Here is a 21,592-nt window from a genome sequence, read left to right on the forward strand (position 1 = left end):
CTCTATCAGATCTTTCCGACCCGATTTCCTCGGCGCTTTCCGGTCCCTTTTGTTTTCACTCCGGGGGCCTTTCGGCGGTTCCGACTTTATCAGATTCATTTCGGCCGACCTAATCGGTGGCTTCTGTGATTCGAATAAGAATCGGAGTGACTCCGTGGAATCGAATTCCCGACCGGAGTGAGTAAGACTTTACTGGATTGCTGCCGAACTGTCCAGTTCCAGGCAACCGTTTAAATCTACCTCCCCACAGCCACCATGTCAATGGTTTTTGTGGGCACCGGAGGACACTAGCAGGTCGGCGGGGCCGTACGCACATCAGGCGGCGGTGGGGAGCTCGGCACTGCGGTCGGGCTGTTCCAGGTCGCCCGTCTCGCCGGCGCGGGAGGCCCGGCCGCCCAGGACGTAGACGTAGGCGAGGAAGGCCAGCTCGGCGGTGATGCCGATGGTGATGCGGGCCCAGGTGGGCAGGCCGGACGGGGTGACGAAGCCTTCGATCAGGCCTGAGACGAAGAGGACCAGGGCCAGGCCGATCGCCATGCCGAGGGCTGCCCGGCCGCGTTCCGCGAGGGCGGCGCGGCGGGTCGTGGGGCCGGGGTCGATGACGGTCCAGCCGAGCCGGAGGCCCGTGCCGGCGGCTACGAAGACGGCGGTCAGTTCGAGCAGGCCGTGGGGAAGGATCAGGCCGAGGAAGACGTCGAGGCGGCCGGCTGAGGACATCAGACCGATGGCGACACCGACGTTCAGCATGTTCAGGAAGAGGATCCAGAGCACCGGGATGCCCAGGAACGCGCCCAGGACCAGGCACATGGCGGCGGCCTGGGCGTTGTTCGTCCAGACCTGGGCGGCGAAGGAGGCCGCCGGGTGGCTGGAGTAGTACGTCTCGTACTGGCCGCCCGGACGGGTCATCTCGCGGAGTTCGGTGGGGGCGCCGATCGCGGCCTGGACCTCCGGGTGCGTACCGATCCACCAGCCGATCAGCACGGCGAGCAGGGTGGAGAGGACCGCGGTGGGGATCCACCAGTGGCGGGAGCGGTAGACGGCCGCCGGGAAGCCTGCCGTCAGGAAGCGGGCGGCGTCGCGCCACGAGGAGCGGCGGGTGCCGGTGACGGCGGCGCGGGCGCGGGCCACGAGCTGGGTGAGCCGGGCCGTGAGCATGGGGTCCGGGGCGCTGGACTGGAGGATCGAGAGGTGGGTGGCCGTGCGCTGGTAGAGAGCGACGAGTTCGTCTGCCTCGGCACCGGTGAGTTTGCCGCCCCGGCGCAGGAGGTGGTCGAGGCGTTCCCACTCGGCGCGGTGGGCGGTGACGTAGACGTCGAGGTCCATGATCGGCTGCTGCTCCAGGCATCGGCTGCGGACGGGTCCGTACTGCTGCGGCGCGCTGCGGGCCAGCTTGGCAGACTGGCGTTCGGAGGGGTCGGGAAGGGCGGAGAAGGGTGGGTGCCGTGAGTGGGTTGGTGACGGGAGACGCCGTCGTACTGGGGTTGGAGCCGGCGCGGCTGCCGAGCCGGGCCCTGGCGGTGCTCATCGATCTCGTGGTGGTGTGGGCCGCGTACCTGCTGATCATGCTCGGGCTCGCGGTCGCCACCGCGTCGCTGGACGAGGCGGCGGTGACGGCGGTGTCCATCGCCTCTTTCCTGTTGATCCTCGTGGGGGCGCCGATCGCGGTGGAGACGCTGTCGCACGGGCGGTCGCTGGGGAAGATGGCCTGCGGTCTTCGGGTGGTGCGGGACGACGGCGGTCCGATCCGGTTCCGGCACGCGCTGGTGCGCGGGGCGATGGGGGTCGTGGAGATCCTGATGACCTTCGGGGTCGTCGCGTGTGTCGCGTCGCTGGTGTCGGAGCGGGGGCGGCGGCTCGGGGACGTCTTCGCGGGGACCTTGGTGGTGCGGGAGCGGATCCCCGCGGCGGCACGGGTGTCGGCCGTGCCTCCGCCGGCGCCGTGGCTGGTCGGGCGGTTCGCCGGGCTCGATCTCTCGGCTGTGCCCGAGACTCTGTGGCTGGAGATACGGCAGTACCTGACGCGGGCCCGCGAGCTGGACCCGGTGGTGGGGCGGGAGCTCGCGGAGCGGCTGGCCGACGAGCTGGTGGCGCGGACGGGGGCGCCTCCGCCGCCGGGTGTGCCGGCCGACGCGTATCTGGCGGGGGTGGTGGCCGAGCGGCAGGCCCGGGACGCCCGGCGCGCGCTCGCCCCCTCGTCGGAGGCAGGGCCGCCCATGGGTGTGAGGGGGGCGGGGATTGCGGCGGATGTCGTTCCGCCTGTCTCCGCCTCTCCGTCTCCTGCTTCTCCGTCTGCTTCCTCGCCCGGGGGCGGGGAGTCCGCGACGCCTGTCACGGGGTTCGCTCCGCCCGCCTGAGCGTCAGGGGAAGACCGACGGTGGTGTTTCCAGGGCTTCGAGTTCGATGCCGGGGGCCGCGAGGACCACGTCGCCGGCGATGTGGACGGTGTGCCTCGCGCCCGTGTCCAGGGCGCTGACCTGGTACTCGTCCACCATCAGGGGGCCGTTGTCAGTGGCGTGCGCTTCACTCTTCAGCAGGGCCCAGGACTGGTCGACCGTGAGGGGGGCGAGCACCGGGTCCGTGAAGGCGACGAGCCGGACACGGGTCTCGGGGGAAGCGGGGGTGAGACGCAGGAGTCGCGTGAGCGCGACGAGGAACGCCGGGGACGTGCCGGTGAAGGCGTGGGCGCGCACATTGCCTTCGGTGGCGTGGGTTCCGGTGGGGTCCGTGCGGACCCAGGTGACGCCGTCGAGGGCCGCGCCGCGGACCTGCCAGCCGGCGGCGTGGAGTTCGAGGCGGAGGGGGCGGCCGAGTTCGTCGACGGCCAGGTCGACGGAGCCCTGGTGGTCGCCGGAGGGGGTGGTGATCTGTGAGACGTAGCGCCAGCCGGAGGGGCCGGGCGCGCAGTGGAAGTGTTCTTCACCGAGGGGGGTGTGGTCGTGCGGGTCATGGAGCGAATATCGGCCGCGGGGCATGGGTCGGTCCTCGGGAGGGGGCGCTTCCAGGAGCGGTAGCGGGGGGCGGGACGGGGCAGGCCCCCCGGCACGGGGGTGCGGGGGGCCTGCCTGAGTCCTCTACGGATGTCCGGGACGGCGCCGCGTCAGCGCGCGGGCGCCGCCGGCCGGGGCATCAGTAGCGGTAGTGGTCCGGCTTGAACGGGCCCTCGACCTCGACGCCGATGTAGGCGGCCTGCTCGGGACGGAGGGTGGTCAGCTTGACGCCGAGCGCGTCCAGGTGGAGGCGGGCGACCTTCTCGTCCAGGTGCTTGGGCAGGACGTAGACGTCGGTCGGGTACTCCTCCGGCTTCGTGAAGAGCTCGATCTGGGCCAGGGTCTGGTCCGCGAAGGAGTTCGACATGACGAAGGAGGGGTGGCCGGTCGCGTTGCCCAGGTTGAGGAGGCGGCCCTCGGACAGGACGATGAGGACCTTGCCGTCGGGGTAGGTCCAGGTGTGGACCTGCGGCTTGACCTCGTCCTTGACGATGCCCGGGGTCTTGGCGAGGCCGGCCATGTCGATCTCGTTGTCGAAGTGGCCGATGTTGCCGACGATCGCCTGGTGCTTCATCTTGGCCATGTCCCCGGCCATGATGATGTCCTTGTTGCCGGTGGTGGTGATGAAGATGTCGGCGGTCTCGACGACCTCGTCGAGGGTCGTGACCTGGTAGCCGTCCATCGCCGCCTGGAGGGCGCAGATCGGGTCGATCTCGGTGACGATGACGCGGGCGCCCTGGCCGCGGAGGGACTCCGCGCAGCCCTTGCCGACGTCGCCGTAGCCGCAGACGACGGCCGTCTTGCCGCCGATGAGGACGTCGGTGGCGCGGTTGATGCCGTCGATGAGGGAGTGGCGGCAGCCGTACTTGTTGTCGAACTTCGACTTCGTCACGGCGTCGTTCACGTTGATCGCCGGGAAGAGGAGGGAGCCGGCCTGGTGCATCTCGTACAGGCGGTGGACGCCGGTGGTGGTCTCCTCGGTCACGCCGCGGATCTCGGACGCCAGCTGGGTCCACTTCTGCGGGTTCTCGCCGAGGGTGCGGTTCAGGAGACGGAGGATGTGGCCGTACTCCTCGCTGTCCGCCGTGGACGGGTCCGGGGCGGAGCCGGCCTTCTCGAACTCGACGCCCTTGTGGACGAGGAGGGTGGCGTCACCGCCGTCGTCCAGGATCATGTTCGGGCCGCCGGTGGGCGTGTTCGGCCAGGTGAGGGCCTGCTCGGTGCACCACCAGTACTCCTCGAGGGTCTCGCCCTTCCAGGCGAAGACCGGGACGCCCTGCGGGTTCTCCGGGGTGCCGTTCGGGCCGACGGCGATGGCCGCGGCGGCGTGGTCCTGGGTGGAGAAGATGTTGCAGGAGGCCCAGCGGACCTCGGCGCCGAGGGCGACCAGGGTCTCGATGAGGACGGCGGTCTGCACGGTCATGTGCAGGGAGCCGGTGACGCGGGCGCCGGCGAGCGGCTGCTGCTCGGCGTACTCGCGGCGGATCGACATCAGGCCGGGCATCTCGTGCTCGGCGAGGGTGATCTCCTTGCGGCCGAAGACGGCCAGGGAGAGGTCGGCGACCTTGAAGTCCTGGTGGGCGACAGTCGTCATGACGGGGCTGCTCCTCGGGTGATCGAGTGCGAGGGTCGGTTGGGGCGCCGGGCGCCATGGAAGGGCTTGGGCATACGAATGCCCGGGTTCTCCACGGTGCCGTCGTCGGAGGCCCTCTCTCCCTCGGCCGGTCCGTGCGGACCGCCCGACCGCCATCAGCAGCGACGTCTGGCTGCTGACGAATCTACACCGGACAGGGCTGCGGGCCACAGTCCGCGTCGGGCGGCGGGAGGTGCCGGAGCGTCGTACGGACGCACGTGGCCCCCGCGACCGACGGGCCCTGGGGCCTCGGGGTCGCGGGGGCCTCGGAGTGCCGGGGGCCTCGGGGCGGCGGGGGTCAGTGACCCGCGTCGTCCGGGGTCTTGGCCGGGTTCCGGCCGGTCGAGGCGGCCTGTTCGCTGTAGATGTCGGGCTCCAGGTAGATGACCCGGGCGATCGGGACGGCGGCGCGGATGCGTTCCTCGGCGGCGTTGATGGCGTTGGCGACCTCGGTGGCCGACTCGTCGTGCCGGACGGCGATCTTCGCGGCGACGAGGAGCTCCTCGGGGCCGAGGTGGAGCGTGCGCATGTGGATGAGACGGGTGACGGTCTCGCCGTCGACGACCGCGGCCTCGATCTTCTGGACGTCCTCGACGCCGGCAGACTCGCCGAGCAGCAGCGACTTGGTCTCGGCGGCCAGCACGATCGCGATGACGATGAGCAGGATGCCGATGCAGAGGGTGCCGATGGCGTCCCAGATGCCGTCGCCGGTCAGCAGGGCGAGGCCGACACCGCCGAGCGCGAGGATGAGGCCGACGAGGGCGCCGAGGTCCTCCAGGAGGACGACGGGCAGCTCGGGGGCCTTGGCGCGGCGGACGAACTGGGTCCAGGTCAGTCCGCCGCGGATCGCGTTGGACTCCTTGATGGCCGTACGGAAGGAGAAGGTCTCGGCGATGATCGCGAAGACGAGGACGCCGACCGGCCAGTACCAGGCCTCGATCTCGTGCGGGTCCTTGATCTTCTCGTAGCCCTCGTAGATGGCGAACATGCCACCGACGGAGAACAGGACGATCGAGACGAGGAAGGCGTAGATGTACCGCTCGCGGCCGTAGCCGAAGGGGTGCTGCGGAGTCGCCTCGCGCTGGGCCTTCTTGCCGCCGAGGAGCAGCAGGCCCTGGTTGCCGGAGTCGGCGAGCGAGTGGACGCTCTCCGCGAGCATCGAGGACGAACCACTGAAGAGGAACGCCACGAACTTGGCTACGGCGATCGCCAGGTTGGCGGCGAGTGCCGCCACGATCGCCTTGGTTCCGCCTGACGCGCTCATGGGTGTACGTGGTCCCTTCGTCGATGCACCGGCTCTGTCGCCGCGGTTCGGCCGGTCATTGTTGCATCAGGCCACGACGGTGGCGCGGAAGACCGTCCCCGTACCGGAGAGTTCGGTCTGCTCGGCCGCCGGGACGAAGACGGACTCGCCGGGGGCGAGCGTCAGTTCGCCCACCGTCGGGCGGCCGGCGACCGCGAGGAGGATCTGCGGGGCGGGTGTCGTCAGGTCGGTCGGGACGGCGCCCTCGGGCCGTGCGAAACGGGAGAGGCGGAACTCGTCGATCGGGGTGTCGTAGACCTCCTCCCCGGTCGGGGAGGCCTCGGGGCGCAGGACGTTCGGGTCGGTCGGCTCGAAGCGGACCACGCGCAGGAGTTCGGGGACGTCGATGTGCTTGGGGGTGAGGCCGCAGCGCAGGACGTTGTCGGAGTTGGCCATGATCTCGACGCCGAGGCCGTCGAGGTAGGCGTGCGGTACGCCCGCGCCCAGGTAGAGGGCCTCGCCGGGCTGGAGCCTGACCCGGTTGAGCAGCATCGCGGCGAGGACGCCGGGGTCGCCCGGGAAGTGGTGGGCGAGGTTCGCGAAGGGGGCGTGGTCGCCGCCGAGGCGGTCGGCGGCGGCCGCCGCCTCCGTGACGGTGTGCGCCATCTCCTCCGGGTCTGCGGTCAGCAGGGCCGTCAGGACCTCGCGGAGCGCCGCCTCTTCGGGGTGGGCGTGGAGCAGGTCGACGTACGGCTTGAGCGAGTCGACGCCGAGCGCGGCGATCAGGTCGGCGGCCTCGGCGGGGACACGGAAGCCGCACAGGCCGTCGAAGGGTGTGAGTGCGCAGATCAGCTCGGGCTTGTGGTTGGCGTCCTTGTACATGCGGTGCGGGGCGTCGACCGGGATGCCGGCGGCCTCCTCGGCGACGTAGCCGGCTCGTGCCTGCGCCAGGTCGGGGTGGGCCTGGAGGGAGAGCGGGGCGCCGGCGGCGAGCACCTTCAGGAGGAACGGGAGGCGCGGTCCGAACTTCTCGACGGAACGCTCCCCCAGCTCGCGTACGGGATCGGCGTCGATCAGCTCGTTCAGCGAGCCGCGCTCGGTGCGGGAGGGCGCACCGGGGTGGGCGCCCATCCACATCTCGGCCTGGGGCTCGCCGGACGGGGCGATTCCGAGCAGTTCCGGGATGGCCGTCGTGGATCCCCAGGCGTAGGGGCGAACGGTGTTGACGAGGCGGTCCATGGTGCCTGCCAGCTCCTCGGGGTGGTGACGGATGGTGAGGGGTGTCGGGAGACAGGTGACAGGGGGCGGGTGACGGGTGGGTGACGGGGTGGTGGACGGGGTGAGTGTGTGAGGGGTGCGGGTGGTGGGGTGGGCCTCTTAGTGGGGTGTGCGGGCCGGGGTGGTCAGGGAGAGGTAGACGGCCGCGAAGTCCGTCACCGCCAGCAGTTCTGCCAGGGCCTCCAGGTCGCCGCCCTCCTCCGGTTCCAGCTCGCTGATGGCGGTCTCGTGGCTGAGGGCCAGTTCGCGGGCCGCGTGCGCCGCCGTGAGGCCGCCGGACGGCTTGTCGCGGAGCAGGACGACCCGTGCGCGCAGGGCCTGCGGCTCGTCCACCCGGTCACGGAAGAAGTCGTCGGGGTCGGCGCCCGCCGCGTAGTCGCCCGCGAGCAGCACGCCGTGGGCGGGCAGGGCCTCCGGGAGCTCGGCGGCCAGGGCGGGCAACCCGGCGAGTTCGGCGAGCACCGCGGCGAAACGGCGGCCCGCCGGGCCCGCGACGGCGCCCTCGGTCCAGATCAGCGGAAGCGAGTCCGCGAGCTCGGCGGCGAGCGTCTTCGCCGGGTTGCTGTACGTGGCGATGGCCGGACCGCAGCGCTCCGCCGTGCGGTCCAGCCGGTCGGCCACCTTCTCCAGCGTCTCGGGCGGCGCTTCGAGGAGACCGACCCGGTCCAGGAGGACGAGCAGCGGGGTGAACAGGGCCCACAGGGCGCCGGGGCCGGCCGCGAGGCTCTCGGCGTACTCGTCGGCGGACTCGTTCGGGGCGGTGGCCATCGGGACGAACAGACCGTGGGAGCCGCTGACCGCCTCCGCGAGCGGTGAGGCCTTCGGGGCGACGGCGACGACCGTGACGCCGCGGCGGTACGCCTGCTCGGCGAGGAGCGCCAGGCCCGGCTCGGAACCGTCCGTCGTCGGCAGCAGGAGGAGGTCCACCGAGCCGGCCCAGCCGGGAAGGGCCCAGCGCAGGGCGCCCGCGGCGGGGGCGACGCCGGTCGGCTGGAGCCGTACGACCGGGGCGGAGGCACCCGCGAGGGCGCCGATCAGGTCGGCGACGCCCGCGGCGACGGTGCCGGGACCCGCGAGGAGGACGGCGCGGGGGCGGCCCTCGGGGTGCAGGTCCGCGATTCCGGCCTCGGCGGCGTGCCGGGCCGCCGTCCTCACCCGGGCGCCGGCCTCCGCCGCGGCGCGGAGGAGGCCTCGGCGGTCGGCCACGGCCAGGTCGTCCGGGGCGTCGAGGAGGGTCTCGTCGAGCATGGGCGGTGCCTCCGGTCGCGTCGTCGTCGTGGTCCTTGCGGGGCCCTGCGGGGCTTGCGGGGCGGGTGCGGGGCTTTCTTGGTGCGGGACCTTGTGGTGCGCCTTGCGGTGCGGGTCTTCTGTGCGGCCGGTCTTCGGCCGGGATTGTCGGTTCCCACCCACACCGCCCGTACAACTGGGAGGGCAGAGGTACGGGTCTTCCCGTAGGGGTGCTCGCCGTCGGCGGCCGGCCCTCCGGTGGGAGGGGGTGGCGCGAGCCGTGGCCGGAACCCGTGCCGTGCAGCGGCCCTCCCTGCCGCCCTGCGGTCCGGCGGCCGGCCCTCAGCCGGACAGAGTGGTGACGTCGCTCCCGCGCGGGTGGGCCGCTGCCTCCCGGCGGCCGGGTTCCCTGCGGGCGGCCGGCCGCCTTCGGCGTTTCGGCCTGCCCGGTCGGGTGGCTGACGCCGCCTTCTGGTGCCTCGCCGACCGTCGGGGGCGGTCCTGCGGAGCCTCGGCTGCCTTCGAGTGGCTCGCGCCCCTCTCAGGTGTCCCAGTCTTCCGTCGGGTGACTCGTACCGCCCGCTGGTGGTTCGGCCGGTCGATCAGGTGGACCTCGCCGCCCTTGGGCAGCTCGGCCGCCGTCGGACGGCTCGTACCCGCCCGCTGGTGGCTCGTACCGCCCGCTGGTGGTTCGGGTCTCCTCACGGGGTCGGGCGTCGGCCGCGATCGGGCCCGCGTCGCTCTCAGGGGTCTCGGGCCGCCTTGTGGTGGCTCGGGCCCGTCGGCTGCCGAGGGCCGCGTCCTCGGGTCAGGACGGGCGGCGGGCCTCGTCCGTCAGGAGGACCGGGATGTTGTCGCGGACCGGGTAGGCGAGGCCGCAGTCCGGGCTGGTGCAGAGGAGTTCGGGGGTCTCGTCCGCCGTGCGGTCGTTCAGCGGAGCGTGGCACGCGGGGCAGGCCAGGATCTCCAGGAGGCCGGCTTCGAGCGGCATGGGGTGTCCCTTCGCACAAACGGTGGTGGTGCTGCCCTTCGGGCCAGGTCAGCCTACCGCCGGGGAACGAGGGGCGCCCCGTTCCCCGGCGTCCGGCCGGGTCAGTCCGTCGCCCGGACGAGGGCGAGGACCTCGTCGCGGATCTTGCCCATCGTGGCCTCGTCGCGGGCCTCGACGTTGAGGCGGAGCAGCGGCTCGGTGTTGGAGGCGCGCAGGTTGAACCACCAGTCCGCGGCCGTCACCGTGAGGCCGTCGAGCTCGTCGAGGGTCACGCCCTCGCCCTCGTACGCCGCCCTGACCTTCGCCGCGCTGGCGGTCTGGTCGGCGACGGTGGAGTTGATCTCGCCCGAGGAGGCGTAGCGGTCGTACGCGGCCACCAGGTCGGACAGGGTGCCGTCCTGGCCGCCGAGGGCCGCCAGGACGTGGAGCGCGGCGAGCATGCCCGTGTCCGCGTTCCAGAAGTCCTTGAAGTAGTAGTGCGCGGAGTGCTCGCCGCCGAAGATGGCGCCGGTCTTCGCCATCTCCTCCTTGATGAAGGAGTGGCCGACGCGGGTGCGGACGGGTTCGCCGCCGTTCTCGCGGACGACCTCGGGGACCGACCAGGAGGTGATCAGGTTGTGGATGATCGTTCCGCCGGGGTGCTTGGCGAGTTCGCGGGCGGCGACGAGGGCCGTGATCGCGGACGGCGAGACGGGCTCGCCGCGCTCGTCGACGACGAAGCAGCGGTCGGCGTCGCCGTCGAAGGCGAGACCGAGGTCGGCCCCCTCGGCCCGGACGCGGGCCTGGAGGTCGACGATGTTCTTCGGGTCGAGCGGGTTCGCCTCGTGGTTCGGGAAGGTCCCGTCCAGCTCGAAGTACATCGGGACGACGTCCAGCGGCAGGCCCTCGAAGACGGTGGGGACGGTGTGGCCGCCCATGCCGTTGCCGGCGTCGACGACCACCTTGAGGGGGCGGATCGCCGTGAGGTCGACCAGGGCCTTCAGGTGGGCGGCGTAGTCCGCCAGGGTGTCCTGTTCCGTGATCGCGCCCGGCGTCGCCGCCGGCTCCGGCGCGCCGGTCTCCGACCAGCCTTCGGCCAGCTCGCGGATCTCCGCCAGGCCGGTGTCCTGGCCCACGGGGGCGGCGCCCGCGCGGCACATCTTGATGCCGTTGTACTGGGCCGGGTTGTGCGAGGCGGTGAACATGGCGCCGGGCAGGCCGAGGCTGCCCGACGCGAAGTACAGCTGATCGGTGGAGCAGAGCCCGATCAGGGTGACGTCGGCGCCGAGGCGGGCCGCGCCGCGCGCGAAGGCGTCCGCCAGACCGGGCGACGAGGGGCGCATGTCGTGTCCGATGACGATCGCGTCCGCGGCCGTCACCTTGACGAAGGCGGCGCCGAAGAGCTCGGCGAAGTCCTCGTCCCACTGGTCGGGTACCACTCCGCGGATGTCGTACGCCTTCACGATCTGCGACAGATCGGCAGTCACGGATCCACCCTCCTGAGTTCTCGGCACGCGTGTGCGGCGCGTGTACAGAACGCCAAAACTACCCGGAGCGGGAAGGGGGTACGCGGACGGTGGCCGGTTGCGCCCGGTCGCCGGTCCGTCGTCGGCTCGGCCGCCGGCTCAGTTGTCGGCTCAGTTGTCGGGGGAACGGAGCACTCTGAGGTGCCCTCGACGGCCGACCTCCACGGGGTCGCCGCCGCGCCCTCCGCCGCCCTTGCCGCCGGCCTCGGCCGCGCGCTGCTGGGGGCGGGCCGCCTCCCGCACCGCGTTGGCCAGGGCTTCGAGGTCGTCGCCGCTGGGGCGGGGCGGGGCGGAACCGTCGGTGAGCCGCACGACCTCCCACCCGCGTGGGGCGGTGAGGCGCTCGCTGTGCTCGGCGCACAGGTCGTAGCAGTGGGGCTCGGCGTAGGTGGCGAGCGGGCCGAGGACCGCAGTCGAGTCGGCATAGACGTACGTCAGTGTCGCGACGGCAGGGCGGCCGCACGCGGTGCGCGAACAGCGACGTACAGGGCTCACGACGTTGGACGGTACCGCACTCTTGAGCGGGCCGCGACGACTCTCCCTCAGGTCACTCCACCGTGTCGCGCTGTGACCTCCGCCACTCCCCTCCTGAGGGTGGTGTCCCCGACCTGCGCGGGAGGGGGCGCAAGGGGGCCGGGCCGGGAGTCGATCCGGACAGTCTTGGGTACAGATCCGGTCAACCACGGCCAGATGGCCGATCGTGAGGGGCTGGAGAATCGAGCGGGCGGCCGACCGGAATGTTCAGGTTTCGACAGGGGGTGTGGTGGCGGGGCGGAGCCGGCCGACGAGGTGGCGAGGATGCACCACGGTGCGAGGAGACAGATGAGGGTTACGCTGCGTCAGTGATGGACAGTCCTGTGCCGCCGAGCCCCCAGAACCGCGCACCGGAGCCCCCGGCGGAGCCTCGGGCCCGCCGCCGCGACCGGCACGGCCGCGGGATGCGCGGACCGGTCGCCCCGCCGCAGGTGCCGCTCTCCGCGAGCCGGGCCGACACCTTCCGTGATCTGGTCATCGACTCGGTGGAGCGCCTGGAGCGGCGCTGGCCGCAGCTGGCGGACGTCGAGTTCATGGTCCTCGAGGTGCCGCCGTCGGCGGCGGGCGAGACGGTGGTGCCGCTCGGCGGCTCGGCGCCCGCCGAGAAGAACGAGCCGGCCCGGGTGGTCGTCTACCGGCGCCCGGTGGAGATCCGCTCGAAGAGCCGGGACGAGCGGGCGCTCCTGGTCCACGAGGTGGTCGTGGAGCAGGTCGCGGAGCTTCTGGGGCTCTCCCCCGAGTCGGTCGATCCCCGGTACGGGCAGGACTGACCCCGCCCGTGGCCGTACACGCTCGCGTGGCGGCCGCGGGGTCGGTCCCGTACCCCGACGGAGGTCAGTCCAGCACCCCGAGGTCCTGGCGGGCCGACGGGACCTCGACCGTGCCCCGGTCGTCGACGAAGGTCTGGACCGTGAACATCGGGATGTCGTCCAGCGGGAGCGCGAGGGTCCGCGCCGCGTACACCTTGCCGCCGGAGACCGGTTCGACGGTGAGCGCGTAGGAACCCTTGAGGCCCTTGGGGGCCAGGTCCGTGAGGCTCGTCGTCGTGCCCGCCTTGACGGCGACCGTCCTCGACACCGGCGCACCCGCCCCGGAGCCGGCCGAGGCCGTGACCTTGACCTGGGCGGCGGCGTCGGGAGCGGTCAGGGAGAGCGTCGTGCCCTTGGCCCGGTTGTCGGCGACCGTCGCGCGGGCGGCGACCGCCGCGGTCGCCGGTACGAACGCGATCTCGGTGTCGTCGCCCTTGCCGCGGACCACCCGGAGGGCGGCCACGATCGGGGTGGCCTTCTTCGGGTCGCTCGGGGTGAGCAGCAGGGAGCCCCCCGCGCCGCGGGTGAGGTCCGGCAGGTCGACGGAGGCCGTCATCCCGGACTTCACGTGCAGGGAGCCGGCGCCGGCGGGGACGATCGTGCCGGTCTCGGTGACGAGCTGGACCTTCAGGTCGGCGTCGTCCTCGCCGGGGGCGAAGGCCACCAGTCGTACGGAGGTGGCGTCGGCCGGGATGCCGGGCAGGACGGCGCCGGTCGCCGGGTCGGCCGCGGCCGCGATCCAGTCGCTGCCGAGCTTGTCGTCGGCGGCGCCGATGGCGGCGCCGACCCGTCCGCTGCGGGTGGTGACGTGGACGGTGAGGTTCTGTTGGGCGGCCTCGCCGGTGAGGGTGGAGAGGAGCACGGGGACCGTGGAGCGGGCGGGGACCGGGACGCCGTCGGGCGACTGGGACTTGAGGACGCCCTCGGGGCCGTACAGCTCGATGTCGACGACGGCGGCCGTGTCGTCCGGGTTGGTGAGGTGGACGTAGTCCTGGCGCTCCTTGGCGGTGGAGGCCGCGGGGAACCAGAAGTCGGTGTCGGGCGCGCCGCAGCTGAGGCCGAGGAGGCCGCTCGCGCCGCCCGCCGGGACGGTGGTGGTCTGCTGGACGGTCCAGCCGGGGGCGAGGGCGCCGGTCGCCGAGCCGGCGAGGGCCGGTGCGGCGCCGCCGTTCACCTCGGCGGTGACGGGCTTGCCGGGGGCGGTGACGGTGGCCGGGGCCTTGGGGGCCTTGGGCTTCTTGCCGCTCCCGGTGGTGCCGCCCGAGGTCGTCGTGCTCGCGGCGGGCCGCAGCTGGGCGGTGGACGGCTCGGCCTCGCCCGGGGCGTCCTTCGTCGTTCCCGTCACCGTGCCGGTCGGGGTGTACGAGGTGTAGAGGGTCTCGGCCACCTCGGAGGTGCTGGGGGCCGGGCAGACCAGGCCGACGCGTTCGACCGGGAGCCGGGTGGAGGCCTTGGCCTCGGGGGCGGCGGGGCCGTCCGGGGCGGTGAGGGACGCGAAGCCGGTGACGGCGGCGAGCGCCGTGCCGACCGCGATCAGGGAGAGGGTCGTGCGCTTCACTGGTTGCTGCTCCCGTCGGGACGCTGCTCGGTCTCGTGGCCCTGGGGCTGCCCGTAGCCGTAGTCGTACGGGTCGTACTGCCCGCCGTCGTACTGCTGTTGTTGTTGCACGTACTGCTGTTGCGGGTCGTAGCCCTGTTCGGCGTACGGCTGCTGCTGGTCGTACTGCTGCGGCTGCTGCTCGTACCCCTGCTGGGGGTACGCGTAGGGCTGCTGCTGGTACGGGTCGGCCGCGTACTCCTGGTAGTAGCCCTGCTCGGCGTACGCCTGGGGCTGGGGCTGCTCCTCGGACCGCTCCTGGGCGTGGGCGTGGGCCGGGTCGTACCCGCCGTCCCATTCCTGGGGCTCGTACGCCTGCTGCTCCGGGATCAGGGCCGGCTCGGCCTCCTGTTCCGGACCGTGCTCGGTGGCCTCCGCCTCCGCGGCGGCGCGCAGACGACGGGCCCGGCGGCCGTCGCCCTCGGTCGCCTGGGCGGGGATGACGAGCTCCTCCTCGGGGAGGTCGTCGTCGATCTCGCGGCGCCGCCCGGGCAGGGCGAGGACGAGCAGGACGACGGCGAGGCCGGCCTGGGCCCAGATCCAGGCGGTGTGGGTGAGCGGCTCGTCGTACGTGACGTCGAGGTGGCCGCCCTCGGCGGGGAGGGCGAAGCCCTGGGCCCAGCCGTCGACGGTGGTGGGTGTCAGTTCCTTGCCGTCGAGGGTGGCGGTCCAGCCCTCGTCGGCGCGGTCGGCGAGGCGCAGGACGCGGCCGGTGGGGCCGGCCGGGATCTCGGTGTGCGCCTCGACGGGGCCCGCGGCGACGGCGACCGGCTTGCCGGTCTCGCCCTTGGTCCCGTCCTCCGCCCCCGTCTTCGCCGCGGGCGGGACGATCATGACGCGGGCGATCTCGCGGTCCACGCGCCAGAGGGCGCTGCCGTCGAGCTGGCTGAGGCGGCTGAGGCCCGGGGTGGAGTCGAGGACGCGGCCCATCTGGCGGGGTGCCCCGTCCCGTACGAGCACGTACCGGATGGCGTAGCCGCTGAGCTCCCGCGTCTGGTCGGCGCCGGAGCCGGCGACCAGGTGGGCGACGACGTCGTCGAGACGGGGGTCGGTCTCGGCGGCCTCGGCGAGTTCGGCGTCGCCGAGGCGGGCGCCGGAGCCGCGGACCAGGGTGTAGGCGACCTCGCCGGGCGTGCTGCCGCCGAGGACGAGGGTGCGGGGCTGGTCGCGGGTGCCGCTCTCCTCGGCGACGAAGGCCGGGACCTGGACGGGGTCGCGCCGGGTCAGCGGGCCGTCGGCGCCGCCGATCATCCAGCCGACGGCGGCGACGGCGGGGCCGAGGGCGCAGGCGAGGGCGATCAGGGCGGCGACGGGCTGGCGCCAGCCGAAGCCGTGTGCGGCGACGCGGGTGCGGCCGCCCTCGGCGCCGATCATGCCGGCGGCGATGAGGGCGGCGCCGTAGACGAGGGTGGCGGGTCCGGCCCAGCCGGTGCCGCCCGCGCCGTTGGTGAGGACGGCGAGGAGGAGGCCGGCGAGGGCGGCGGTCCAGGCGGTGAGGACGGCGAGCCGGCGCTCCTCGCGCAGCAGTCCGGCCAGGGCGGCGAGGACGAGGCCCGCGAGGAGCAGGCCGCCGGTGGTGCCGGGGCCGCCGGGGCTGGTGCCGAGCAGGTCGAGCGCGGTGGCCGTGCCCGTACGGACGTCGCGGCCGGCCTCGCGCAGGAAGGCGGCGGGGTCGGTGAGGAGGGTGAGCGACCAGGGGGCGAGGACGAGGAGCGGGGTGCCGACGGCGGCCAGGAAGCGCAGTCCGTACGCGGTGATGTCGGAGCGGCGCACGACGAGCACGCCGAGGCCGAGGAGGACGGCGAGCGGCCATACGACCGGGGTGAACGCGGTCGCGAAGGTGAGCAGGAGGGTGTACGCCCAGGTGGCGCGCCAGCTGCCCCGGTCGGGCCGGTTGAAGCCGTGGGCGGCGACGGCGGCGCGGGCCGCGAGCGGGAGCAGGATCGCGAGGACGGCGGTGCCGAGCCGGCCGGTGGCGAGGGCCCCGGTCGCGGCGGGCAGGAAGGCGTACGCGACGGCGCCCCAGGCGCGCAGGAGCCGGGACTCGACGATGCCGCGGGCGGCGAAGTAGGCGGTGAGGCCGGCGAGCGGGACCGAGCAGACGAGCAGCAGGGTCAGCGCGGTGGAGGTGGAGCCGAGGAAGAGCGCGGAGAGCGCGGCCAGGACGGCGAGGTACGGCGGGGCGGTCTGGGTGCCGCCGGTGCCGAGGGCGTGCCAGCTGTCGGCGTACCGCGACCAGAGGCCGGAGACGGTGTCGGGGGCGGGCAGCAGGGCGCCGCCGGCCAGGGAGCCGCCGGCGAAGAGGTTGCGGCAGGCGACGAGCGAGACGAGGAGCAGGAGGGCGAAGAGGACCGGGCCGGGTTTGGCGGCGATCTTCTTGAGCCGGGAGAACTGCTCGACCTCCAGGTAGTCGGCGTCGTCGCCGCCGGGTCCTGACTCGACGACGCCGTGGCGGGAGCCGCCCGAGTCGGCCTCGGAGCCGCCGAAGTTGGCGGTGACCTGTTCGACGGCGGCGCGGACGGTGGCGCCGGGCGGCGGGAACAGCGGGCGGAGTTCGCTCGCGGCGACGGCCGGGTTCTTGCGCCGCTTGCGGGCGGCGAGGATCTTCTCGGGGCGCAGCAGGGTGGCGAGGAGGCCCATGACCTCGTCGACGGCCTGCCCGGGGACCTTGCCGACGAGGTAGGCGAGGGTGCGGAGCAGGGTGCTGAGGACGAGCCGCAGGAGGACGTACGGCAGGGCCGCGCCGCGGGTGTTGGCGAGGAGGGTGTAGACGGCGCCGGCCTTGTCGACGCGGTGCGGGTTGGTGGCGGTGCGGCCGGCGCAGTCGACGGTGCGGCGCTCGCGGGCGGAGGCCTCGGCGTGCCGCAGGACGGCGTCGGGGGCGATGAGGACGCGGTGGCCGGCGGAGTGGGCACGCCAGCAGAGGTCGACGTCGTCGCGCATGAGGGGCAGGCGCCGGTCGAAGCCGCCGAGTTCGTCGAAGACGTCGCGCCGGATCAGCATGCCGGCGGTGGAGACGGAGAGCACGGAGCGGACCTGGTCGTGCTGGCCCTGGTCCTGCTCGCGGCGGTCGAGTCCGGTCCAGCGGCGGCCGCTGCGGGCGATGGAGACGCCGGTCTCCAGGAGCTGCTTCCTGTCGTACCAGCCGCGCAGTTTGGGACCGACGACGGCGGCGTAGGCGTCGGAGTCGGCGACGCGCAGGAGTTCGGCGAGGGCACCGGGCTCGGGGGCGCAGTCGTCGTGGAGGAGCCAGAGCCACTGGACCGGCTCGCCGTGCGGAAGTTCGGGGAGGTCGTAGGCGTCGTCGTTCCAGGTGCGGCTGACGGGGTCCCAGCCGCTGGGGCGCTTCAGGTAGGGCAGGTCCTCGGGTCCGAGCACGGGCGCGGTGCGGGCGGCCTCCTCGACGGCGGCGCCGAAGCCGGTGCGGCGGGCCAGGTGCAGGACGCGGTCGGCGCCGACCGCGTCGGCGAGGAGCCGCGCCGAGTCGTCGGCGCTGCCGGTGTCGGCCCCGACCACGTTCTGCACGGGGCGTTCCTGGGCGAGCAGCCCGGCGAGGGCGTCCGGCAGCCAGCGGGCGCCGTCGTGGGTGACGAGCACGGCGGTGACGACGTGTCGCGGAAACTCAGGAGTTGAGGACATCGAGCTACGGGCCCTCCGGCCGGGGTCGCCCGCGGGGGGCGTGGGGAGCGTCTCGGACGGAGGCCCACACTAACGGCTGCACGCGGAGCGGTCCGCCCCTGTGGACGGCGGCCTGTGGACAGAGCACGCAGAACGGTCCGCCGCCTGTCCGTGGAGCACAGGGGGCGGACCGTTCCGCTTCTTCGGAGTGTTCTGGTGCGCCGCGCCGTGGTGCGCGGGGCCCGGCAGGCTTCTCGCCGTTCAGACGGCGGCCTTCTTCAGGCGGCGCCGCTCGCGCTCGGAGAGGCCGCCCCAGATGCCGAACCGTTCGTCGTTCTGCAAGGCGTATTCGAGGCATTCGGAGCGGACCTCGCAGGCGAGGCAGACCTTCTTGGCCTCGCGGGTCGAGCCGCCCTTCTCGGGGAAGAAGGACTCGGGATCGGTCTGGGCGCACAGTGCGCGCTCCTGCCAGCCGAGTTCTTCGTCCGCGTCCTCGACCAGCAGTTCCTGGAACAACTCGGTCATGTGCGCCCCTCGTCTGTTCTGTGCGTCCCCGTGGTGTCGCCGTTGCGATCCCGGCCGAACAACACGAGTGAAATTACAAGTTCGTGCTCTGCGCGAGTCAAGCCGAGATCTGCTATTGGGCCCCGTATTCACTCTGCGGAACCAAGCGTATGCGGAAAGTGTTCAAATCACCAAAAAACGTGACACTTGCCGCCTGCCTGAGTGCGCTGAGCGGTCCTCACGGAAGAGGACGTCCGGGACTTGGATCTTGTTGCGATCCGACCACGGAAGCGATCCGGATCACAGTCCGATCACGGACGGATCAGGCTCGCCGACGACCGGCCGGAGTGGATCAAGCGGCGCCACCACATTCACGGGCATGACTGAAACGCCGTCTCTCCTGGTCCGCGCCTGAGCAAACCTTTCTCCGGGCACTCTAACCGGATGAGGTGAAACATTGCCCCCAAATCGGGCATTGAGTTGACAGTCGGATGCCCTTCCGGCCACCTTTGGTGGCATGCCAGCGACCACAGCGCTCTCCGCGACCCACAGCCGTGGGTTCCGCCGCGCTGTCCAGGCGCGCTGTTGCTGTCGCTGTTCCAGCTGTTGATGCCGTAGAGCTCCAGCTTCTTCTCCCAGCGTCACCCTGCGTCACTCGCGTCACTCACGTCGTCTCGTTTCCGTGACCCCCACCGCTTCTGTTTCTGCTGAGGAACCACCCCACCCATGAACATGGACAGCGACCTTCAGATCGCCGGCGACATCCTCGAGGTCCCCCACCTCCTCCAGCCCGAGCGCCCCCACCCCGTCACCGTGGCCGAGTTCGCCGGCCTCGCCCGCGAGATCGCCGCCGACCGCGCCCGGTGGGCCCCGTACGTCGAGTACGACGCCACCAGCCGCTGGTACCACCGGCTCCGTACCGGACCCGGCTACGAGGTGTGGCTGCTCTCCTGGGTGCCCGGCCAGGGCAGCGGACTCCACGACCACGGCCTCTCCTCCGGCGTGCTGACCGTCCTGGAGGGCGAACTGACGGAGCGTACGGAGCGGGGCACGCGGGCGCTCGCGCCGGGCGCGGAGCGCGTCTTCGCGCCCGGGTACGTCCACGAGGTCGTCAACGACTCCCTCGAACCGGCCGTCAGCCTCCACGTCTACTTCCCCGGCCTCACCCAGATGCCCATGCACGAGTCGCTCCAGGGACAGTGCGCACCGGTGGCCCCGGCGGCCCCCGGTGCCGTCGTCGCCTGACAGACTGCTGTGCATGCGCATTGTGGTTCTGGCCGGCGGCATCGGTGGTGCCCGTTTCCTTCGCGGTCTCAAGCAGGCCGCGCCGGACGCGGAGATCACGGTCATCGGCAACACCGGTGACGACATCCATCTCTTCGGGCTGAAGGTCTGCCCCGACCTGGACACGGTGATGTACACCCTCGGCGGTGGCATCAACGAGGAGCAGGGTTGGGGCCGCGAGGACGAGTCCTTCACCGTCAAGGAGGAGCTCGCGGCATACGGCGTCGGACCCGAGTGGTTCGGCCTCGGCGACCGGGACTTCGCCACCCACATCGTCCGTACGCAGATGCTCGGCGCGGGCTACCCGCTGAGCGCCGTCACCGAGGCGCTGTGCGCCCGCTGGCAGCCGGGCGTACGCCTCCTCCCCATGTCCGACGACCGCGTCGAGACGCACGTGGCGATCGAGGTCGACGGCGAGCAGCGCGCGGTGCACTTCCAGGAGTACTGGGTGAAGCTGCGCGCCTCCGTGGACGCGAAGGCGATCGTGCCGGTCGGCGCGGAGGCCGCGAAGCCCGCGCCGGGGGTCCTCGAGGCCGTCGCCGAGGCGGACGTCATCCTCTTCCCGCCGTCGAACCCCGTGGTGAGCGTCGGCACGATCCTCGCCGTGCCCGGCATCCGTGAGGCGATCGTCGCGGCCGGGGCGCCCGTCGTGGGCCTCTCCCCCATCGTCGGTGGCGCGCCCGTGCGCGGCATGGCCGACAAGGTGCTCGCGGCCGTGGGCGTGGAGGCCACGGCCGCGGCGGTCGCCCGGAACTACGGCTCCGAGCTCGTCGACGGCTGGCTCGTCGACACCGTCGACGCGGGCGCGGTCGCGGAGGTCGAGGCGACGGGCATCCGCTGCCGGGCGGTCCCGCTGATGATGACCGACGTCGAGGCGACGGCCGCGATGGCGCGGGAGGCGCTGGCGCTCGCCGAGGAGGTCCGGGGATGAGCCCCGTACCCGAGGCGACCGTCGCACCCGCGGCGACCCCCGTGCCCGAGGCGGCTGCCGCGCCCCCTTCGTACCGGGTCTGGGCGCTGTCCGGACTGCCCGAGGTGGCGGCCGGGGACGACCTGGCCAAGCTGATCGCCTCCGTCTCGCCCGAACTCGTCGACGGGGACGTCCTCCTCGTCACCTCCAAGATCGTGAGCAAGGCCGAGGGGCGGGTGATCTCCGCCGACGACCGCGAGGAGGCCATCGACGCCGAGACGGTACGGGTGGTGGCGCGGCGCGGCACCCTGCGGATCGTCGAGAACCGGCAGGGGCTCGTCATGGCCGCCGCCGGGGTCGACGCTTCCAACACCCCTTCCGGGACCGTGCTGTTGCTGCCCGAGGACCCCGACGCCTCGGCGCGACGCATCCGTTCGGGACTGCGCGAGGTGCTCGGCGTCGACGTGGGCGTCGTCGTCACGGACACCTTCGGGCGGCCCTGGCGCAGCGGGCTCACCGACGTGGCCATCGGGGCGGCCGGCGTGCGGGTCCTGGACGACCTGCGCGGCGGGACCGACGCGCACGGCAATCCGCTGAGCGCGACCGTGGTCGCCACCGCCGACGAACTCGCCGCCGCGGGCGACCTGGTGAAGGGCAAGGCGGCCGGTCTGCCGGTCGCCGTCGTCCGCGGCCTGCCGCACGTGGTCGCCGGGGACGAGGAGCCGGGGGCGCGGGCGCTGGTGCGCGGCGCGGCCGACGACATGTTCCGGCTCGGCACCTCGGAGGCCGTGCGGGAGGCGGTGACGCTGCGGCGGACCGTACGGGAGTTCACCGGGGACCCGGTCGACCCGGGGGCGGTACGGCGTGCGGTCGCCGCGGCCGTGACGGCTCCGGCCCCGCACCACACCACGCCGTGGCGGTTCGTGCTCCTGGAATCGGCCGCGTCGCGGGTGCGGCTGCTCGACGCGATGCGGGACGCGTGGATCGCGGACCTGCGGCGGGACGGCAGGTCCGAGGAGTCCATCGCCAAGCGGGTGCGGCGCGGGGACGTCCTGCGCAACGCCCCGTACCTGGCGGTGCCCTGCCTCGTCATGGACGGCTCCCACCACTACGGCGACCCGCGCCGGGACGCGGCCGAGCGCGAGATGTTCGTGGTGGCGGCGGGCGCGGGCGTGCAGAACTTCCTGGTGGCGCTCGCGGGTGAGCGGCTGGGGTCGGCGTGGGTGTCCTCGACGATGTTCTGCCGTGACGTCGTACGGGAGGTCCTCGACCTGCCGGACGGGTGGGACCCGCTCGGCGCGGTGGCGATCGGACATCCGGCGGGGACGCCGAGGGAACGGGCGGCGCGGGCGGCGGCGGAGTTCATCGCGGTGCGCTGAGTGGGCGTTTACGTAGCACTTTTCTCGTATGCGAGGTTTGTTCATGCCCCAGTTTGATCGCCTCTGCCCGATAGGAGGTGTGTATCCCCACCCG

General features: G+C 72.8%; 17 protein-coding genes. 5 read left to right on the forward strand and 12 right to left on the reverse strand.

Features of this window, described 5'->3' with window-relative positions:
• Positions 1-315 precede the first annotated feature (315 nt).
• Complete coding sequence (locus tag ACFWUY_RS37960) at positions 316-1,323, reverse strand: stage II sporulation protein M (RefSeq protein ID WP_384120841.1); 1,008 nt, start codon at positions 1,321-1,323, stop codon at positions 316-318.
• 119 nt (positions 1,324-1,442) lie between these two features.
• Between ACFWUY_RS37960 and ACFWUY_RS37965 the strand changes: the two genes are divergently transcribed.
• The gene (locus ACFWUY_RS37965) at positions 1,443-2,354 is read left to right on the forward strand and encodes an RDD family protein (protein ID WP_384120842.1); all 912 of its coding nucleotides are present in this window, start codon (positions 1,443-1,445) and stop codon (positions 2,352-2,354) included.
• 3 nt (positions 2,355-2,357) lie between these two features.
• On the opposite strand, the gene ACFWUY_RS37970 is transcribed toward ACFWUY_RS37965, so the two are convergent.
• From ACFWUY_RS37970 to ACFWUY_RS38005, 8 genes are all read right to left on the reverse strand, one after another.
• On the reverse strand, positions 2,358-2,972 hold the full coding sequence (locus tag ACFWUY_RS37970) for a hypothetical protein (RefSeq protein WP_384120844.1): 615 nt from the start codon (positions 2,970-2,972) through the stop codon (positions 2,358-2,360).
• Positions 2,973-3,126: 154 nt separating this feature from the next.
• Entirely contained in the window at positions 3,127-4,581 is a 1,455-nt protein-coding gene (gene ahcY, locus ACFWUY_RS37975) for an adenosylhomocysteinase (RefSeq protein ID WP_384120846.1), read from the reverse strand.
• Positions 4,582-4,918: 337 nt separating this feature from the next.
• Entirely contained in the window at positions 4,919-5,884 is a 966-nt protein-coding gene (locus ACFWUY_RS37980) for a cation diffusion facilitator family transporter (RefSeq protein WP_384120848.1), read from the reverse strand.
• 66 nt (positions 5,885-5,950) lie between these two features.
• Positions 5,951-7,102, reverse strand: a complete 1,152-nt coding sequence (gene manA / locus ACFWUY_RS37985; RefSeq protein WP_384120850.1) for a mannose-6-phosphate isomerase, class I — start codon at positions 7,100-7,102, stop codon at positions 5,951-5,953.
• A 138-nt stretch (positions 7,103-7,240) separates the two neighbouring features.
• Entirely contained in the window at positions 7,241-8,389 is a 1,149-nt protein-coding gene (locus ACFWUY_RS37990) for an SIS domain-containing protein (RefSeq protein ID WP_384120852.1), read from the reverse strand.
• 787 nt (positions 8,390-9,176) lie between these two features.
• Positions 9,177-9,359, reverse strand: coding sequence for a Trm112 family protein (locus tag ACFWUY_RS37995; protein WP_073820091.1), 183 nt, complete (start codon positions 9,357-9,359; stop codon positions 9,177-9,179).
• 101 nt (positions 9,360-9,460) lie between these two features.
• Complete coding sequence (locus ACFWUY_RS38000; RefSeq protein ID WP_384120855.1) at positions 9,461-10,825, reverse strand: phosphomannomutase/phosphoglucomutase; 1,365 nt, start codon at positions 10,823-10,825, stop codon at positions 9,461-9,463.
• Between the two features lie 150 nt (positions 10,826-10,975).
• Complete coding sequence (locus ACFWUY_RS38005) at positions 10,976-11,410, reverse strand: DUF3499 domain-containing protein (RefSeq protein WP_384120868.1); 435 nt, start codon at positions 11,408-11,410, stop codon at positions 10,976-10,978.
• Between the two features lie 299 nt (positions 11,411-11,709).
• On the opposite strand from ACFWUY_RS38005, the gene ACFWUY_RS38010 reads away from it, so the two are divergent.
• Complete coding sequence (locus tag ACFWUY_RS38010) at positions 11,710-12,168, forward strand: metallopeptidase family protein (protein WP_384120871.1); 459 nt, start codon at positions 11,710-11,712, stop codon at positions 12,166-12,168.
• Between the two features lie 64 nt (positions 12,169-12,232).
• Here ACFWUY_RS38010 and ACFWUY_RS38015 read toward each other — a convergent pair whose 3' ends face one another.
• From ACFWUY_RS38015 to ACFWUY_RS38025, 3 genes are all read right to left on the reverse strand, one after another.
• Entirely contained in the window at positions 12,233-13,765 is a 1,533-nt protein-coding gene (locus ACFWUY_RS38015; RefSeq protein WP_384120858.1) for a DUF5719 family protein, read from the reverse strand.
• The gene (locus tag ACFWUY_RS38020) at positions 13,762-17,442 is read right to left on the reverse strand and encodes a glycosyltransferase family 2 protein (RefSeq protein ID WP_384120860.1); all 3,681 of its coding nucleotides are present in this window, start codon (positions 17,440-17,442) and stop codon (positions 13,762-13,764) included. Before ACFWUY_RS38020 ends, ACFWUY_RS38015 begins: the two co-directional genes overlap by 4 nt.
• A gap of 240 nt (positions 17,443-17,682) precedes the next feature.
• Entirely contained in the window at positions 17,683-17,946 is a 264-nt protein-coding gene (locus ACFWUY_RS38025) for a WhiB family transcriptional regulator (protein WP_015033978.1), read from the reverse strand.
• Positions 17,947-18,651: 705 nt separating this feature from the next.
• Between ACFWUY_RS38025 and ACFWUY_RS38030 the strand changes: the two genes are divergently transcribed.
• Genes ACFWUY_RS38030 through ACFWUY_RS38040 form a run of 3 tightly spaced genes read left to right on the forward strand, consistent with a single transcriptional unit; the run spans position 18,652 to position 21,498 of the window.
• A complete protein-coding gene (locus ACFWUY_RS38030; protein ID WP_384120862.1) occupies positions 18,652-19,170 on the forward strand; it encodes a cysteine dioxygenase in 519 nt (172 codons plus the stop codon).
• A gap of 13 nt (positions 19,171-19,183) precedes the next feature.
• The gene (gene cofD / locus ACFWUY_RS38035; RefSeq protein WP_384120864.1) at positions 19,184-20,140 is read left to right on the forward strand and encodes a 2-phospho-L-lactate transferase; all 957 of its coding nucleotides are present in this window, start codon (positions 19,184-19,186) and stop codon (positions 20,138-20,140) included.
• Positions 20,137-21,498 (forward strand): coenzyme F420-0:L-glutamate ligase, encoded by a 1,362-nt coding sequence (locus ACFWUY_RS38040; RefSeq protein WP_384120866.1) that lies wholly within the window; start codon positions 20,137-20,139, stop codon positions 21,496-21,498. The genes cofD and ACFWUY_RS38040 overlap by 4 nt, the downstream gene beginning before the upstream one ends.
• The last annotated feature ends 94 nt before the right edge of the window (positions 21,499-21,592 follow it).

This window comes from Streptomyces sp. NPDC058664 (genome assembly GCF_042716635.1).
In the GTDB taxonomy this organism is placed as follows: domain Bacteria; phylum Actinomycetota; class Actinomycetes; order Streptomycetales; family Streptomycetaceae; genus Streptomyces.

What these genes read in the sequence shown, in the direction of transcription:
- manA (WP_384120850.1), bottom strand. Translation starts at nt 7,102, where the DNA reads ATGGACCGCCTCGTCAACACCGTTCGCCCCTACGCCTGGGGATCCACG.
- ACFWUY_RS38020 (WP_384120860.1), bottom strand. Translation starts at nt 17,442, where the DNA reads ATGTCCTCAACTCCTGAGTTTCCGCGACACGTCGTCACCGCCGTGCTC.
- ACFWUY_RS38030 (WP_384120862.1), top strand. Translation starts at nt 18,652, where the DNA reads ATGAACATGGACAGCGACCTTCAGATCGCCGGCGACATCCTCGAGGTC.
- ACFWUY_RS37960 (WP_384120841.1), bottom strand. Translation starts at nt 1,323, where the DNA reads ATGGACCTCGACGTCTACGTCACCGCCCACCGCGCCGAGTGGGAACGC.
- ACFWUY_RS37970 (WP_384120844.1), bottom strand. Translation starts at nt 2,972, where the DNA reads ATGCCCCGCGGCCGATATTCGCTCCATGACCCGCACGACCACACCCCC.
- ACFWUY_RS38010 (WP_384120871.1), top strand. Translation starts at nt 11,710, where the DNA reads ATGGACAGTCCTGTGCCGCCGAGCCCCCAGAACCGCGCACCGGAGCCC.
- ahcY (WP_384120846.1), bottom strand. Translation starts at nt 4,581, where the DNA reads ATGACGACTGTCGCCCACCAGGACTTCAAGGTCGCCGACCTCTCCCTG.
- ACFWUY_RS37990 (WP_384120852.1), bottom strand. Translation starts at nt 8,389, where the DNA reads ATGCTCGACGAGACCCTCCTCGACGCCCCGGACGACCTGGCCGTGGCC.
- ACFWUY_RS37995 (WP_073820091.1), bottom strand. Translation starts at nt 9,359, where the DNA reads ATGCCGCTCGAAGCCGGCCTCCTGGAGATCCTGGCCTGCCCCGCGTGC.
- ACFWUY_RS37980 (WP_384120848.1), bottom strand. Translation starts at nt 5,884, where the DNA reads ATGAGCGCGTCAGGCGGAACCAAGGCGATCGTGGCGGCACTCGCCGCC.
- ACFWUY_RS38040 (WP_384120866.1), top strand. Translation starts at nt 20,137, where the DNA reads ATGAGCCCCGTACCCGAGGCGACCGTCGCACCCGCGGCGACCCCCGTG.
- ACFWUY_RS38025 (WP_015033978.1), bottom strand. Translation starts at nt 17,946, where the DNA reads ATGACCGAGTTGTTCCAGGAACTGCTGGTCGAGGACGCGGACGAAGAA.
- cofD (WP_384120864.1), top strand. Translation starts at nt 19,184, where the DNA reads ATGCGCATTGTGGTTCTGGCCGGCGGCATCGGTGGTGCCCGTTTCCTT.